General features: G+C 63.2%; 13 protein-coding genes. 2 read left to right on the top strand and 11 right to left on the bottom strand.

Annotated features, from left to right (window positions below):
* Positions 1–152 precede the first annotated feature (152 nt).
* From ntrX to dusB, 5 genes are all read right to left on the bottom strand, one after another.
* The gene (gene ntrX / locus G8E10_RS06135) at positions 153–1,517 is read right to left on the bottom strand and encodes a nitrogen assimilation response regulator NtrX (protein WP_062596507.1); all 1,365 of its coding nucleotides are present in this window, start codon (positions 1,515–1,517) and stop codon (positions 153–155) included.
* Positions 1,507–3,867, bottom strand: coding sequence for a sensor histidine kinase NtrY-like (locus G8E10_RS06130; RefSeq protein WP_167128066.1), 2,361 nt, complete (start codon positions 3,865–3,867; stop codon positions 1,507–1,509). Before G8E10_RS06130 ends, ntrX begins: the two co-directional genes overlap by 11 nt.
* 178 nt (positions 3,868–4,045) lie before the next feature.
* Positions 4,046–5,500, bottom strand: a complete 1,455-nt coding sequence (gene ntrC / locus G8E10_RS06125) for a nitrogen regulation protein NR(I) (protein ID WP_092933547.1) — start codon at positions 5,498–5,500, stop codon at positions 4,046–4,048.
* Complete coding sequence (locus G8E10_RS06120) at positions 5,497–6,642, bottom strand: two-component system sensor histidine kinase NtrB (protein ID WP_132710834.1); 1,146 nt, start codon at positions 6,640–6,642, stop codon at positions 5,497–5,499. The genes ntrC and G8E10_RS06120 overlap by 4 nt, the downstream gene beginning before the upstream one ends.
* Positions 6,639–7,664: a tRNA dihydrouridine synthase DusB gene (dusB, locus tag G8E10_RS06115; RefSeq protein ID WP_167127808.1), complete on the bottom strand. Its 1,026-nt coding sequence runs from the start codon at positions 7,662–7,664 to the stop codon at positions 6,639–6,641. Before dusB ends, G8E10_RS06120 begins: the two co-directional genes overlap by 4 nt.
* A 196-nt stretch (positions 7,665–7,860) precedes the next feature.
* On the opposite strand from dusB, the gene G8E10_RS06110 reads away from it, so the two are divergent.
* Both G8E10_RS06110 and G8E10_RS06105 read left to right on the top strand, forming a co-directional pair.
* Positions 7,861–9,069 (top strand): bifunctional 2-C-methyl-D-erythritol 4-phosphate cytidylyltransferase/2-C-methyl-D-erythritol 2,4-cyclodiphosphate synthase, encoded by a 1,209-nt coding sequence (locus tag G8E10_RS06110; RefSeq protein ID WP_167127805.1) that lies wholly within the window; start codon positions 7,861–7,863, stop codon positions 9,067–9,069.
* Positions 9,066–9,581 carry a CinA family protein gene (locus tag G8E10_RS06105; protein WP_167127802.1) on the top strand — a complete coding sequence of 172 codons (516 nt, stop codon included), beginning with the start codon at positions 9,066–9,068 and terminating at the stop codon, positions 9,579–9,581. The genes G8E10_RS06110 and G8E10_RS06105 overlap by 4 nt, the downstream gene beginning before the upstream one ends.
* On the opposite strand, the gene G8E10_RS06100 is transcribed toward G8E10_RS06105, so the two are convergent.
* The 6 genes from G8E10_RS06100 to G8E10_RS06075 all read right to left on the bottom strand — a co-directional run bounded on the left by G8E10_RS06100 (position 9,560) and on the right by G8E10_RS06075 (position 15,289).
* Positions 9,560–10,018, bottom strand: coding sequence for a type II toxin-antitoxin system RatA family toxin (locus G8E10_RS06100; protein ID WP_132663368.1), 459 nt, complete (start codon positions 10,016–10,018; stop codon positions 9,560–9,562). The genes G8E10_RS06105 and G8E10_RS06100 overlap by 22 nt on opposite strands.
* A 9-nt stretch (positions 10,019–10,027) precedes the next feature.
* Positions 10,028–10,600, bottom strand: coding sequence for a P-loop NTPase family protein (locus G8E10_RS06095; protein ID WP_167127799.1), 573 nt, complete (start codon positions 10,598–10,600; stop codon positions 10,028–10,030).
* Positions 10,601–10,640: 40 nt separating this feature from the next.
* The gene (locus G8E10_RS06090) at positions 10,641–11,723 is read right to left on the bottom strand and encodes a phytanoyl-CoA dioxygenase family protein (RefSeq protein WP_281517421.1); all 1,083 of its coding nucleotides are present in this window, start codon (positions 11,721–11,723) and stop codon (positions 10,641–10,643) included.
* 170 nt (positions 11,724–11,893) lie between these two features.
* Entirely contained in the window at positions 11,894–12,871 is a 978-nt protein-coding gene (lipA, locus tag G8E10_RS06085) for a lipoyl synthase (protein ID WP_110798805.1), read from the bottom strand.
* A gap of 217 nt (positions 12,872–13,088) precedes the next feature.
* Complete coding sequence (gene lpdA, locus G8E10_RS06080) at positions 13,089–14,534, bottom strand: dihydrolipoyl dehydrogenase (protein WP_110798804.1); 1,446 nt, start codon at positions 14,532–14,534, stop codon at positions 13,089–13,091.
* Between the two features lie 107 nt (positions 14,535–14,641).
* A complete protein-coding gene (locus G8E10_RS06075) occupies positions 14,642–15,289 on the bottom strand; it encodes an SGNH/GDSL hydrolase family protein (RefSeq protein ID WP_167127796.1) in 648 nt (215 codons plus the stop codon).
* Positions 15,290–15,299 lie beyond the last annotated feature (10 nt).

Here is a 15,299-nt window from a genome sequence, read left to right as displayed (position 1 = left end):
CGGTTGATACGTCTGTAAATCGAGAGTTGCCCCGCGCGCCTGCCCCTCAGACGCTGCGGAATCTGGTATCGCATCAAGGTCTCTTTCGCAATGTCGAAAAAGCCTGCGCGACGTTTCCGTGACACCGTAGGGTCCGCAGCGTTCCCTAGCTCTTACACACCGAGCGACTTCAGCTTGCGATGCAGGGCGGAACGCTCCATGCCCACGAACTCCGCCGTGCGCGAGATGTTTCCGCCGAAACGGTTGATCTGCGCGATCAGATAGTCCCGCTCGAACATTTCGCGCGCCTCGCGCAGCGGCAGCGTCATGATGTGCTGGTCCCCCTGGGCGGAGATCTTCGGCAGGCTGTCGCCCACTTCCGTCGGCAGCATGTCGGCCGAGATGACCGTGTCCGGGCCGTCCGAACGCGCGAGGATCATCAGGCGCTCGATATTGTTGCGAAGCTGGCGGATATTGCCCGGCCAGCCATGTGCCTGCAGGACGGCCAGCGCATCGTCGCCGATCTTGCGCGAGCGGATGCCCGCCTGTTCGCTGATCTGGCGCATGAACATATCGACTAGGAACGGAATGTCTTCCCGGCGATCGGCAAGTGCCGGCACACGGACGGGAATGACCGCCAGACGGTGATAGAGATCCTCGCGGAAGGCGCCCTCCGCAATCAGGCTCTCCAGATTGTAGGCGGTCGAGGAGATGATGCGGACATCGACCTTGACCCGCTTCGAACCGCCGACGCGCTCGAACTGCTGGTCCACAAGCACGCGCAGGATCTTGTTCTGCGTCTCGCGCGGCATCTCGCCGATCTCATCCAGATAGAGCATGCCGCCATGGGCTTCCTCCAGCGCGCCGGTCTTGCGCGGCTGGCCCGGCGTTCCCTCCGTGCCGAACAAGGCGATTTCCATGCGGTCGGGCGTGATCGCCGCAGCGTTCAGCGCCACGAAGGGGCCGGCGGCGCGGGCGGACTTCTTGTGGATCATCCGCGCCACGAGTTCCTTGCCGGAGCCGGAGGGCCCGTGGATCATGATGCGGCTGTTGGTCGGCGCGACCTTTTCGATGGTCTGGCGCAGCTGCGAGACGGCGACGGAGGTGCCGATCAGCTCCACCGGATCACCGGAGCGCTTCTTGAGCTCCGTCACTTCGCGCTTCAGCTTGGAGTTTTCCAGCGCCCGTTCCGCGATCAGAATAAGGCGGTCCGCTTTGAAGGGCTTCTCGATGAAATCATAGGCACCCCGACGGATCGCCGAGACGGCGGTCTCGATGTTGCCATGACCGGAGATCATGACGACCGGCAGGTCCGGATGCCGGCTCTTGATCTCGTCCAGTAGGGACAGACCGTCGAGGCGACTGCCCTGCATCCAGATATCGAGGAAGACGAGGCGCGGCACGCGATCGGAAATGGCGGCCAGCGCGCTGTCGCTGTCGAACGCCATGCGCGTCTCGTAGCCTTCGTCTGACAGGATGCCGGAGACGATCTCGCGAATGTCCTGTTCGTCGTCTACAACCAGAATATCAGCGGCCATCGGTCAGTTCCTTGCTTTGTCTGTCGTCGTCTTTGTGTTCCGCATCGGCGGAGCCCGTTCGTTTCGCATCAGGGCCCAATAACTCTATGGGCGGACCAGCGATAACCGGGCGGTTTCGCTCCGCCTCTGCGATGATCGCCGGAGGCAGGATGATGCGGATCATCGCGCCATGGCCCTGGTCGAAATCGGCCGGTGCGTCGTGCAGTTCGAGATGCCCGCCGTGGTCTTCGATGATCTTCTTGACGATGGCGAGCCCGAGGCCGGTGCCTTTCTCGCGCATTGTCATGTAGGGCTCGAGGATCCGGTGACGGTTCTCGGTTGGCAGGCCTTTGCCGTTGTCGATGATATCGACCACGTAGGTGCCGCTCTTCTCGTTGAGACGGGAGCGGATCATGATCTTCGGCTCGTCGCGTTCCGCATCGGCGGGCAGCGACTCGATCGATTCGACCGCATTCTTGATGATGTTCCCGAAGGCCTGCCCCAGCATGCGGCCATCGAACGAGCCATCCAGAGCATCATCGCCGAAATCGCGGATGAACTGGATGTCGCTCGTGCCCATTTCCCGCAGGAAAACGGCATCCTTCAGGATCGCGCGGAGGTCGGAGCGCTCCTTCGTCGGCTTCGGCATGCGGGCAAAGGATGAGAATTCATCGACCATGCGGCCGATATCCTCGACCTGACGAACGATCGTGTCGGTGCACTGGTCGAAAACGGCCCGGTCGTCCGGGTTGATCTGCTTGCCGTAGCGGCGCTTCAGGCGCTCGGCGGAGAGCTGGATCGGGGTCAGCGGGTTCTTGATCTCGTGCGCGATGCGGCGGGCGACGTCGGCCCAGGCAGTCGAGCGCTGGGCAATGACGAGATCGGTGATGTCGTCGAGCGTAATGACATAGGATTCGGCCGTATCGGTCGCCTCCTCGCGGGTCACCTGAACGTTCAGCGTGCGCTCCTTGCCGTTGCGCATGATGTTGATCTGCTTGCGGAAGTCGTTTCGCGGCCTGGAGATCGCTTCGGTCAGCACATCATCGATCTCGGGGGCCACATCCGCCAGCCGCTCACCGACGATGTCGAGGGTCGGACGAGAGAGGAAGACCTCCGTCGAGGGGTTGGCGATGGTGATGCGGCGATCGTCCTCGACGCCGATAACGGCCGCCGTCACGCCCGACAGTACGGCCTCGATGAAGCGACGGCGGTTGTCCATCTCGTCCTTCGCCTCGAGCAGCTGATGCTGTTGGGTGCGAATCTCTACGATCATCTTGTTGAAGGTGCGCGAGAGACTGCCGACATCGCCATCGACCGCGTGAACGGGTACGACGACGTTGAGGTTGCCCGAGGCAACGCTGTCGGCAGCGCCGATCAGCAGGCGGATGGGGCGGACGATCCGGTCCGCGACCGCAATCGCCGCCCAGATCGCCGCCAGCAGAACGATGAGCGCGAAGCCGAGATAGAGGACCCCGAAGGCCACCTGAAGCGAGGTGCGGCCGGCGGCGAGGTTGCGGTATTCCGCAACGTTCTCCTCCATCAGCCGCATCGAGTTCATCACCTTGGGATCGACGGTGCGAACAGTGTAGAGATAGGCCCCGGCGATATTGTCGAGTGGAATGATGGCGCCGACGAGATTGGTTATGCCGGGCGGGATGAGCGTTGGCTGGCCCGAGACGGTGCTTGCCAGAGCATCGACCGGGATGGCCGGCAAGGGCCGGTCGGTCGGGATGTTGGCCTGGAGGATCGCCGAGCCATCCGCCCGCACAAGAAAAGCACCGAGCATGCCGCGGGCCCGCGCCTGCCGGGTCATCAGATCCACGAAACCGGTGCGGTCGAGACTGTAGAGCTGGCGATTGCGCTCAAGGTCGGTCGCCATCGACGCCGTTTGCCCCTGCAGATAGCTCGCGTTCTCCAGCACATAGGCCTGCGCGACATCGATGGAGGACCGCACGATCGCCTGCGTCCGCAACGAGAACCAGCGATCGAGCCCGACATCGAGCGTGATCGAGGCAAAGATGGCAACGAGAATGGCGGGCGTAATGGCGACGATGGAAAACAGCGCGACGATGCGGACATGCAGCCGTGCCGCAGCCCTGCCCTTGCTGCGGGCTCGCAGCAGCCGCATGATCTCGCGGCCGATCAGGTAGATCAGGCCGATGACGAACAGCGCGTTGATCGCCGCGGAGGCTATGACGATATTGGTTTCGGGCTTGATCGGCGTCAGGCCGAGCAGCACCAGCAAGGAAATCATCGCGCAGGCCAGCGCACCGGAGGCCAGCACGAGACCCGGGAGAGCGAAGGCGGCGCGGCGATCCGTGCCGTTGCCCGCCTCGTCCTTTGCCAATGGCAGTATCAGCCCTTCGGCCATGCGTATTCCACCCATTGACGGCATCCGGCAAGAACCGGTCCCGCTCGTCCAGGGATCTCAGCGACCCCGGACCTCGCCCGATGACCATGAGGCCCGAACTCTCCTTGCGGACGAGTCGGTTCCCATGTGTCATCCAAGCAACACAATGTGGCGTAAATGCAACGGTCGGTAAAGGGTGTCAAGCGTTCCGCGAGCTGCGATAGACGGAGACGCCCAGTTCCCGGATCTTCTTGCGCAGCGTATTGCGGTTGAGGCCGAGGAGATCGGCAGCCTTGATCTGGTTGCCGCGGGTCGCCGTAAGGGCTGCGAGGATCAGCGGATATTCCATTTCCGCCAGCACGCGGTCGTAGAGACCGGAGGGCGGCAGGCCGTCGCCGAAACCTGCGAAATACTGGCGCATGTTCTCCTCGACTGCCTGCGAGATCGACATCGGACCGGATCGTCCGCTTGCCTTTTCGATCGGGCTGTCGGGAATGTCGGAGCGCAGCTCGCTCTCGATGATCTCCCGGCTGATGACCTCCTGCGGATAGAGCGCCGTCAGACGTCGGACGACGTTTTCCAACTCGCGCACATTGCCCGGCCAGGGGTGGGACTTCATCAGTTCCAGCGCTTCCTGTTCGAAGCGTTTGACATCGAGGCCTTCCTTCTCCGCCATCTGGACGAAGTGGCGAACGAGATCGGGAATATCCTCCGCCCGGTCGCGTAGCGGCGGTAGGCGCAGGGGCACGACGTTGAGGCGGTAGTAGAGGTCCTCACGGAAGAGCCCCTGGTTGATCGATTGTTTCAGGTCCTTGTTGGTCGCCGCGACGATACGAACGTCGGAACGGATCGGCGTGCGTCCGCCAACCGTCGTATATTCGCCCTGCTGCAGAACGCGCAGAAGCCGGGTCTGGGCATCCATCGGCATATCGCCGATTTCATCGAGAAACAGCGTCCCGCCCTCGGCCTGCTCGAAGCGGCCGGTGGACCGGTTCTGCGCGCCGGTGAAGGCACCCTTCTCGTGGCCGAAGAGCTCCGACTCGATCAGGTCACGCGGAATGGCGGCCATGTTGATCGCGACGAAGGGGCCGTTGCGGCGTTTGCCGTAGTCATGCAGCGCCCGCGCCACCAGCTCCTTGCCGGTGCCCGATTCGCCGGTGATCATCAGCGTCAGGTCCGTCTGCATGAGACGGGCGAGCACGCGGTAGATTTCCTGCATGGCGGCGGAGCGGCCGACCAGGGGCATGCCGTCCTGCGTGTCGTCGTCCATCTTCGCCGGCTTGCGCTTGGGTTCCGCCAGAGCGCGGCCGATGATGGCGACGAGTTCGGTCAGGTCGAAGGGCTTTGGCAGGTAGTCGTAGGCGCCTTTTTCCGACGCCTTGATGGCGGTCATGAAGGTGTTCTGCGCGCTCATGACGAGCACCGGCAGCTCCGGCCGGGCTTTCTTGATGCGCGGCAGCAGGTCGAACGCGTTTTCATCCGGCATGACGACATCGGTCAGCACCAGATCGCCATCGCCCGCCGAAATCCAGCGCCAGAGGGTCGCGGCATTTGAAGTGATGCGGACGTCGTACCCGGCGCGGCTGAGCGCCTGATTCAGCACGGTGCGGATGGCTGCGTCGTCGTCGGCAACGAGAATCGTGGCGCCAGTCATCGGGTCTTCCCTTTTACAGCAATGGGTTCGGGGTCCTCGGCGGTCGGTCCCTTCGACGCAGGCATGAGGACGCGGAATGTCGTACGGTTGGTCTGGCTGTCACATTCGACGATGCCTCCGTGACCGCCGATGATCTTTGCCACCAGCGCAAGGCCAAGGCCTGAGCCGTTGGTCTTGGTGGTGATGAAGGGGTCGAACAGGTGCGGCACGAGATCGGACGGCACGCCCGGACCGTTGTCATGCACGCAGAATTCGAGCGGCAGCGAGATCTTCTCGCGTGTGCCGGCGACCGACAGGCGGATGCCGGGGCGATAGGCTGTGGTCAGCATGATCTCGCCATCTGGCTTGTCGCCGATCGACTCTGCAGCGTTCTTCACGAGATTGAGGAACACCTGCACCAGCTGGTCGCGATTGGCATAGACCGGCGGCAGTGAGGGGTCGTAATTCTCGGTGATGCGGATGCGACGGGCAAAGCCCGCCCGCGCCACGGCCTTCACATGGTCGAGGATGGAGTGGATGTTAACCGGATGCCGGTCCACGGGGCGCTCGTCGGAGAACACCTCCATGCGATCGACCAGCGAGACGATGCGATCGGTCTCGTCGCAGATCAGCCGCGTCAGCGCCCGGTCCTCGTCATTGACGGAGCTTTCCAGCAACTGGGCGGCGCCGCGAATGCCTGACAGCGGGTTCTTGATCTCATGCGCCAGCATGGAGGCAAGTCCCGTCACCGACCGGGCGGCGGCGCGGTGCGTCAACTGCCGGTCGATCTTGTCTGCCATCGAGCGTTCCTGGAAGACGATGACAACGCAGCCGGGTTCAGACAGCACGGGCGCGACGTAGAGATCCACCAGCTTGTCGGCCCCCAGTCTCGGCGACGACAGGTCGACCCGGTACTCGTTGACCGCTGCCTTGCGCTCTCGCACCTGCTCGATCAGCGTCAGCAGCGGGCTGCCGAAGGGAATGAAGGTGCTGATATCGTGGCGGGCCAGATAGTTGGCGCTGGCACCGAAGAAGGCCTCGGCCTCCCAATTGGCGAAGGTTACCAGCCCGCTCTCGTTGACGAGGACCACCGGGTTCTGGATCGCGTTCAGCACCGCCATCGGCAACACGCTCTTTGTGTCGTCGGTTATTTTGCCGCTCATGCCGCCATCGTCCTTTCAACCGCTGTCTCGCCATCCCGAAGAAGTTCGAGAAGACCCGACAGCGCCGCCTTGTGATCCGTCGCCGTCAACACGGACGCCTTTCGATGCCCGGGGGCATCGGGCGCGAACCGGTCGATATACCAGCCGAGATGTTTTCGCGCATGTCGAACACCCGTCTCCATGCCGTAGAAGGCGAGCATCATCTCGTAATGTTCTGAAATGACATCAAGACGCGCCTGCCCTTCCGGCGCGGCGCAGGCACCGGCGAGAACGCCCGCATGCCATGGCCGCCCCTGGCATGCCCGTCCGGTCATGACCGCGTCGGCGCCCGAGCGCTTCAGAATTTCGGTCGCATCGTCGAGCGTCGTAACGTCGCCATTGGCAACCAGCGGCAGGGACACCGCATCGCGCACGGCTCGGATCGCATCCCAGTCTGCCTGCCCTTTGTAGAATTGCATGCGCGTGCGCCCGTGGATCGTCACCATGCGGATGCCGGCCGCCTCGGCGCGACGGGCGATCTCGGGTGCGTTCATCGTCGTCTCGTCCCAGCCGAGTCGCATCTTCAACGTCACGGGAATATCGACGGCGCGGACCGTCGCCTCGATCAGCGACAGCGCATGGTCCGGATCGCGCATCAGCGCCGAACCGGAATAGCCGCCGGTGACCTTCTTTGCAGGGCATCCCATATTGATGTCGATAACATCGGCACCATTCCCGGCCGCGATCTTGGCAGCTTCCGCCATCCAGTGCGCCTCGCGTCCGGCCAGCTGCACCATATGCGGCGTGATGCCTGTATTTTTCAGCCGCGCCCAGCTCTCGCCCGCATTGCAAGCCAGCTCGCGGCTTGCTACCATTTCGGTCACGACGAGGCCTGCGCCATAGCGCCATGCCAGCTGACGGAACGGCAAATCGGTCACGCCCGACATGGGCGCAAGCACCACGCGGTTTCGAAACGACATCCCTTCGATCGCGAAGGGCGATGACAATGTCGGAAGATGCAAGTGATTATCTTTCAGGCACATGAATTTTCTGCACTATTTTTAGACATAGATATCGCCATTGCCAAGCGCTTTCACGCGACATCCGTAAATTTCCTCATTCGCCTGCCAGCTTCGCTGGCAAAGCCCATCGGCGCGGGTTAAACGCGCTCACACGGACCGCGCGGCACCCTCTCGCCGAACGGCAGTTCAGGGCAGGCAGGGAGGCGTCTTACAGCAGATGCAAAGAGAACGCGAACTTTCATGCGGTGTCGTCATCGTCGCAGCGGGACGCGGCGAGCGGGCCGGTGCCTCGACCGAAGGTCCGAAGCAGTATCGCCGGATCGGCGGACGCCCTGTTATCGCCTGGACCATCGATGCCGTCTCGGACTGGGGCAAGGCCGGCCCCGTCGTTGTCGTGATCCATCCCGATGACGTAACCCTCCTCGATTCCGCGCTCGCGGCCTGCCGCCTTCGACCCGACATCACCATCGTCCATGGTGGCTCGACGCGGCAGGCTTCGGTGCTTGCGGGTCTGAGAGCCCTCGCCGATCTCGGGGCTGCCTATGCCCTTATTCAGGATGGCGTGCGGCCTTTCATTGATCCCGACCTGCTCAACCGGTGCCTCGACAAACTTGCCGCCGGCTTCAATGCCGTGCTTCCGGCGATCCCGGTCACCGACACGCTCAAGCGCGCCTATGCCTCCGGCGACGTGTTGGAAACCGTATCGCGCGATCGGCTGTTCGCCGCACAGACCCCGCAATGCTTTGCCCTTCCCGATATTCTGAAAGCCCACGAAGCGGCGGCCATTTCCGGACGCTCAGACTTTACCGATGACGCCTCGATCGCCGAATGGGCCGGGTTGCCGGTTGCCCTCGTCGAGGGTTCGGCGGACAATGTGAAACTGACGACCCGACAGGACCTTGCAATGGCGGACAAGAAACTGAACGGACGCACGATCGATGTGCGAACCGGCAATGGCTACGATGTGCACCAGCTGGTGCCCGGCGATGGCGTCACGCTCTGCGGCATCTTCCTGCCCCACGACCAATCGCTGCTCGGCCATTCCGATGCCGACGTCGCGCTGCATGCGCTGACGGATGCTCTGCTCGCTACCTGCGGCGCCGGCGATATCGGCGATCACTTCCCGCCCTCCGACAACAGGTGGAAGGGCGCGGCGTCTCGGATCTTCCTCGAACACGCAGCAGGCATCGTGCGGCAGCATGGCGGCGTCGTCATGAATGCGGATATTTCGCTCATCGCCGAAGCGCCGAAGATCGGTCCGCATCGCGAAGCCATGCGACACGCGCTGTCCGACATGCTCGGAATTTCGCTCGACCGCTGTTCGGTCAAGGCGACCACCAATGAGAAAATCGGCTTCGTCGGTCGGCGCGAAGGGATCGCAGCGATCGCCACGGCGACGGTCAGCTTCCCTGGAGGTTTCCAATGAGCCTCTGGCCCGACGACATCCGGCAGTCTGCCGAAAACCTGCTCGAAAGCTTCGTTGCGAGAGGATGGCTGGTGGCGACCGCCGAGTCCTGTACCGGCGGAATGATCGCCGGCGCGCTCACGGAAATTCCGGGCTCGTCCCGTGTGGTCGATCGCGGTTTCGTCACCTATTCGAACGCGGCAAAGATAGACATGCTCGGCGTCAGCCCGGCCACGCTCAACCAGTTCGGCGCCGTCTCGCGGGAAACAGCGCTGGAGATGGTCCGAGGCGCCCTGATGCAATCGAAAGCGGAAGCAGCCGTAGCTGTGACCGGCGTTGCCGGACCGGGCGGCGGCTCGGCGGAAAAGCCCGTCGGCCTCGTGCACATCGTCGCCGCCACACGCCGTGGCGTCATCCTGCACCGCGCCATGCAATATGGAGAGATCGGCCGCGAAGAGGTGCGGCTTGCGACCGTCAGGACATCGCTCGACATGCTTCAGGCGCTTGCCGATCAGGCCGTAGCGCCGGCATAGACCGTGTCGGCGCGCTTCTCGAAGGCTTCGGCAAAAAGCCGGAAGGCCCGGTCAAACATCGAGCCCATCAGCGCGCCGAGAATGCGGTTCTTGAATTCGTAGTCGATGTAGAAATGGACCGAGCAGCCGCCGTCCGGCGCCGGCTCGAACGTCCATCGATTGTCGAGATAGCGGAAGGGGCCGTCGATATACTTGACCTCGATCTTATGCTCCGCCTGGTTCAGAAGCACCTGCGTCGTGAAGGTCTCGCGGATCGCCTTGTAGCCGACAGTCATGTCGGCCAGAAGCAGCTCCTTGCCATCACGCTCCTTGCGTGTCCGCACAGTCAGCGCTTCGCAGAGCGGCAGGAATTTTGGGTAGGACTCGACGTCGGCAACAAGGTCGAACATCTGGTCGGGGGAGTGCTTCACCAAGCGTCTGGTTTCGAACTTCGGCATGAGACGCAGTTAGTCGGCGGCGGAGACAAGATCAAGAAGGCGGGCAACGTCGCGGCGTGTTTTCAGCGTGAAAATCGCCACATGCGGCCCGTGTAACGCGATCTCGCGCTCGATCAGCGGAACGACGTTTCGCTCGAACCTCCAGATATAGGTGAGGAATTCGCTGTCCGGGAACTGCTCCGGGCAGCCCGGTGCCATATCCGGGCGAACGCGGCCGAAGCTCGTCATCACCCGGCGAAAGACGCTGAGCAGGCAGAGCCAACGCGGCAGGCGCAACCAGAGCACGACCTCGGTGCGAGGCATGCGTAGGTGAAAGGTCGACGGCCCCGTGCCGTCCATGATCCAGCGTTCGGCCGCCACGGCCTCCAAAATGAGGGCACGTTCCTCGGCCTTGTCGCGTTTCTTCCAGCCCGGAAGCCAGAAGAAGGCCTTGTCCATCGAGATATGGGGCAGATCGAGCCGCTGGCCGAGAGCCCTCGCGAGCGTCGTCTTGCCGCCGCCCGAGCAGCCGATGACGGAGATGCGGTTTGCGCGGGAGACGGCGGCGGCGGCCTCCGCAACGGTCTTGAGGGCATGCGGCATTTCCTGTCTCCCGGCCCTGTCTCCCGCAACGTGACGGGTGTCAGTTGCCGGGCGGCCTCTCCCGGGCCTTGACGGCACCGACAGGCCGCCAGATCAGCCGCTGAAGCTTCAGCTTAACCAGCCAGTCCTCGAAATACCAGGAGATGACCTCTTTGCGACCGCTGACATAGGGGAGCTTTGCGCTGTCGAGGCCGATGAAGGGCAGGAAGGGATTGGGTCGCTGCGAGGCATAGAGTTCGACGCGAATGGAACGGCGTGCGGAATGGCCGCGTGCGTGGAAGCCAAAGGTATCGCCCACCACCAGCGTATTGGCAGGCACCGCAAAACGCGTCGGCTGCGGCAGACGGAGCAGCTTCAGGGCAGCGAGGGGAATGCGGAACGCCCCACCTCCCCGCCGCTCCGCCGCCAGCACGCTCTGTCGCTTGTGCCACGCGAGACGACGCGGCGTCAGCTTGTGCGAGCCGGCGACATAGGTGAAAGGCCCCTCGTCTTCCGGCACGTCGTATAGAAAGTACCAGGCCTTGGCCGTCGAGTGGAACGTGTCCATGTGAAGGTCGGTCTGCGGATCCTTGCCGCTCTTGGAGACGGAGGGTTCGCCGAAGATCGTCTGGATGCTGAGAACGGGCTCGACGTCGAAACCGCCGACATAGCGAATGGGCCCGGTCCAGCGTTCGTCCTTGAGAAAGGCGGCAAGGGTGGGCGCGTGCTCGAGAACGTCGGGCGTCAGGGGAATGCGCCGCGTTATCGCGCCGCCTTCTCGCATCTCGCGCGCGGGTGCCTGCAAGGCCTCGACCTCCGCCACGAGGGTCCGGAACTGGCTGTCATCCAGCAGATTGCGGCGCTCTATGTAGCCGTTCTCCGCGAAGAAATCCCGCTCCACCGGCGTCACGAGGTGTGCCAGCCGCTTACGCCGCCATTCCGTTACCCGCGCCGCGGCCTTTACCCGCCAGACATGCAAGCCTTTGCGGTTCAGTCGTTCGCTGCCGAGGACGTCATTCTTGAAGTCCTTGCGACCGGTGACGATCTGAAGTGTGTGGAGCGGCGCCAGTGCCATACGGCCCAGGCGCTGGCCAAGACCTCGCATTCGGCCGGTTCCCGGCTTTCCCTTAACCGACATGTCCATCTGACCGACTCCGTGCCTCAAACGCTTATAGCGTAAGTCTACACGAACAGTGTCAGCAGGGAAATGGACGAATGAGAGCTCATGCCAAACGGCTTCGATGGCCTAACCGACAGCTTCCGCACACGGTCACGGCTTTCCAGCCCGTCACGGCATCGCTGCGGACGCGACCTTTACTCCGCGGCGAGCAGGACCTTCTTTTCGCGTGCGGCCCGCAGGCGGGCGAAATCGTCACCCGCGTGGTGCGAGGAGCGGGTCAGCGGGCTTGAGGCCACCATGAGGAAGCCCTTGGTATAGGCGACGGTCTCGTAGGACTTGAACTCCTCTGGCGTGACGAAGGCTTCGACCTTGTGATGCTTGCGGGTCGGTTGCAGGTACTGGCCGATGGTCAGGAAGTCGACATCCGCCGTGCGCAGGTCGTCCATCAACTGCAGCACTTCGTTCCGCTCTTCGCCGAGGCCGACCATGATGCCGGACTTGGTGAACATGGTGGGGTCCAGCTCCTTCACGCGCTGCAACAGACGGACGGAGTGGAAGTAACGGGCGCCCGGGCGGACGGTGAGGTAATTGCCCGGCACGGTTTCCATGTTGTGGTTGAAAACATCGGGCTTGGCCGCAACGACACGCTCCAGCGCGCCGGGCTTCTTCAGGAAGTCCGGCGTCAGGATCTCGATGGTCGTTTCCGGCGAAGCCGCACGGATCGCCCAGATGACCTTCTCGAAATGCTCGGCGCCGCCATCCGGCAGATCGTCGCGGTCGACCGAGGTGATGACCACATGCGACAGGCCCATCTGCCGGACCGCCTTGGCGACGTTTTCCGGCTCGGCCATGTCGAGCGCATTCGGCTTGCCTGTGGCGACGTTGCAGAAGGCACAGGCGCGGGTACAGATCTCGCCCATGATCATGAAGGTCGCGTGCTTCTTTTCCCAGCACTCGCCGATATTCGGGCAGCCCGCCTCTTCGCAGACCGTTACCAGCTTATGCGAGCGCACGAGATCGCGCGTCTCGTGATAGCCCTTCGAGGTCGGGGCTTTCACGCGAATCCATTCCGGCTTGCGCAGCATCTCCGTATCGGGCTTGTGGGCCTTTTCGGGATGGCGCACGCGCGGCGCTTCATTCGCGTTCTGGGTCCGGTCGAGAATGGTGACCATAGGTCCGATCTTTCTTCCCGCTTCCGCCCGTCCGTGGGGCCGGACAAGCCATCAGCTTCTCGTGCTCGTCTTCCCGTCCACAAGCTTTCCGCCTGCCCGCAAAGACGTTCGAGCCGGCGACACCGCCCGCTCCTGCTGTCTGCCGGTCCGCCAAAAGCGGACCGATCCACGCGTCTAACCTCAGATGCGACCGCGCGCATCCGACGTCAAGTCACGATCAGGCATTGAGGGCCCGACCATAGGCGTCGAGCACGCTTTCCTTCATCGTTTCCGAAATGGTCGGATGCGGGAAGATGGTGTGCATCAGGTCTTCCTCGGTCGTCTCGAGGTTCATGGCGACGACGAAGCCCTGGATGAGCTCCGTCACTTCCGCGCCGACCAAGTGGGCACCGATCAGCTCGCCGGTCTTCTTGTCGAAGATGGTCTTGACCATGCCCTGGTCTTCGCCGAGCGCGATCGCCTTGCCGTTGGCGACGAAGGGGAAGCGGCCGACGCGGATCTCGCGGCCTTCCGCCTTGGCCTTGGCTTCCGTCAGGCCGACGGAGGCGACCTGCGGGTTGCAATAGGTGCAGCCGGGGATCTTCAGCTTGTCCATCGGGTGGACATTCGGCAGGCCGGCGATCTTCTCGATGCAGATGACCGCTTCATGCTCGGCCTTGTGCGCAAGCATCGGCGGACCGGCAACGTCGCCGATCGCATAGAGCCCGGGTACGTTGGTCTTGCCGTAGCCGTCGATGACGATGCAGCCGCGGTCGGTCTTCACGCCCAGCGCTTCGAGGCCGAGGTTCTCGATGTTGCCGACGACGCCGACGGCCGAGATCATGCGGTCGGCCGTGATCTTCTCGATCGTGCCATCCTTCTTCTCGACATGCGCGGTGATGCTGTCGGCGCCCTTCTCGACCTTGGAAACCTTGGCTTCCAGAAGGATCTTCATGCCCTGCTTGTCGAACTGCTTCTTGGCAAAAGCCGAAATTTCGGCATCCTCGACCGGCATGACCTGGCCGAGAACTTCGACGACCGTCACATCGACGCCCATCGTGCGGTAGAAGGAGGCGAATTCGATACCGATGGCGCCAGAGCCCATGACCAGCAGCGACTTCGGCATCTGCTCGGGCTTCATCGCCTCGAAATAGGTCCAGATCAACTTGCCGTCCGGCTCGATGCCGGGCAGTGCGCGGGGACGGGCACCGGTGGCGACGATGATGTGCTTGGCGGTATAGGTGCCCTCGCCCAGCGTGTTCTTCGGGATGGGGCCCTGCGGCTGGACAATCGGCTTGGTGATCGGGCCGACGACGATCTCGCCGGGCTTCGTCAGCTTTGCCTCGCCCCAGATAATATCGACCTTGTTCTTCTTGAACAGGAAGCCGACACCGCCATTCATGCGCTCGGCGATGCCGCGCGAGCGGGCGACGATGGCCTTGAGGTCCGGCGAGATCGTGCCTTCGAGCTTCAAGCCGTAATTCGCCGCATGCTGGGCACTGTGGAGCACGTCGGCGGAACGCAGAAGCGCCTTAGTGGGGATGCAGCCCCAGTTGGAGCAGATGCCGGCCAGATGCTCGCGCTCGACGACGGCCACCTTCATGCCCAGCTGCGCCGCGCGGATCGCCGCGATATAGCCACCCGGGCCGGAGCCGATGATGATGACGTCGTAGTTCTGAGCCATGCCTTGCGTTTCCTGTTTTCGCGGCGCGCTTGAGCGCTGCCGTTCTGTATCTTTGTTACGACCGCATTGTCCCGCGGCGAAGCAAGGAAGCTTCGCCTGGACATGCTTTAGAGGCCGAGCATCACACGGACGATCGGCTCGAGGCCGCGTCCGATCGCTCTTGTATTCTCCGCATCGAGATGGATGCCGTCGATGGGTGTGGTCTTCGCCACAGATCCCGCATCGAAAAATCCGCAGCCCGTTTCGTCGGCAAGATCTGCATAAAGCGAGGCGAGCATGGCCGACTGTTCGCGCGCACCGGCAAACATTGCCGCAAACGCCGCATTTGCCGTTTCGCAAGCCGCGGGCGGTGCGACGATCAGGATTTCCGGCGCCTCGGCGTCGAAGGACCATGCGTGGTGCCGGACGAGTTCGATCAGCCGTTCCACGCCCTGTACCGCGCCGAAGGCCGTGCCGTGCACGACGGGCTTCATGTCATTGGTGCCGAGCAGGATGATCACGAGATCGATCGGATCATGGCTGTGCAGCACGGTCGGCAGGATGCGTGCACCATTGCGATCTGCATCCGCCAGATGATCGTCATAGGCCGTCGTCCGTCCGTTCAACCCTTCGGCAATGACATGAACGCCCTCGCGCAGCGCATTGCCGAGCACCGTCGGCCAGCGATCCGCAAGCGCATGCCGCCCGGGCGCGGCCGCATCGTAACCCCAGGTGAGGCTGTCGCCGTAGCAGAGGACTGTTCTGGTGTTACTCATCGTCCGTCAT

It is taken from the genome of Ferranicluibacter rubi (assembly GCF_011603255.1).
Lineage (GTDB): Bacteria > Pseudomonadota > Alphaproteobacteria > Rhizobiales > Rhizobiaceae > Ferranicluibacter > Ferranicluibacter rubi.
This window is presented reverse-complemented; position numbering and strand designations above follow the sequence as displayed.

Coding starts and splice junctions, on each gene's coding strand:
- ntrX (WP_062596507.1), bottom strand. CDS start 1,517: ATGGCCGCTGATATTCTGGTTGTAGACGACGAACAGGACATTCGCGAG.
- G8E10_RS06130 (WP_167128066.1), bottom strand. CDS start 3,867: ATGGCCGAAGGGCTGATACTGCCATTGGCAAAGGACGAGGCGGGCAAC.
- ntrC (WP_092933547.1), bottom strand. CDS start 5,500: ATGACTGGCGCCACGATTCTCGTTGCCGACGACGACGCAGCCATCCGC.
- G8E10_RS06120 (WP_132710834.1), bottom strand. CDS start 6,642: ATGAGCGGCAAAATAACCGACGACACAAAGAGCGTGTTGCCGATGGCG.
- dusB (WP_167127808.1), bottom strand. CDS start 7,664: ATGTGCCTGAAAGATAATCACTTGCATCTTCCGACATTGTCATCGCCC.
- G8E10_RS06110 (WP_167127805.1), top strand. CDS start 7,861: ATGCAAAGAGAACGCGAACTTTCATGCGGTGTCGTCATCGTCGCAGCG.
- G8E10_RS06105 (WP_167127802.1), top strand. CDS start 9,066: ATGAGCCTCTGGCCCGACGACATCCGGCAGTCTGCCGAAAACCTGCTC.
- G8E10_RS06100 (WP_132663368.1), bottom strand. CDS start 10,018: ATGCCGAAGTTCGAAACCAGACGCTTGGTGAAGCACTCCCCCGACCAG.
- G8E10_RS06095 (WP_167127799.1), bottom strand. CDS start 10,600: ATGCCGCATGCCCTCAAGACCGTTGCGGAGGCCGCCGCCGCCGTCTCC.
- G8E10_RS06090 (WP_281517421.1), bottom strand. CDS start 11,723: ATGGACATGTCGGTTAAGGGAAAGCCGGGAACCGGCCGAATGCGAGGT.
- lipA (WP_110798805.1), bottom strand. CDS start 12,871: ATGGTCACCATTCTCGACCGGACCCAGAACGCGAATGAAGCGCCGCGC.
- lpdA (WP_110798804.1), bottom strand. CDS start 14,534: ATGGCTCAGAACTACGACGTCATCATCATCGGCTCCGGCCCGGGTGGC.
- G8E10_RS06075 (WP_167127796.1), bottom strand. CDS start 15,289: ATGAGTAACACCAGAACAGTCCTCTGCTACGGCGACAGCCTCACCTGG.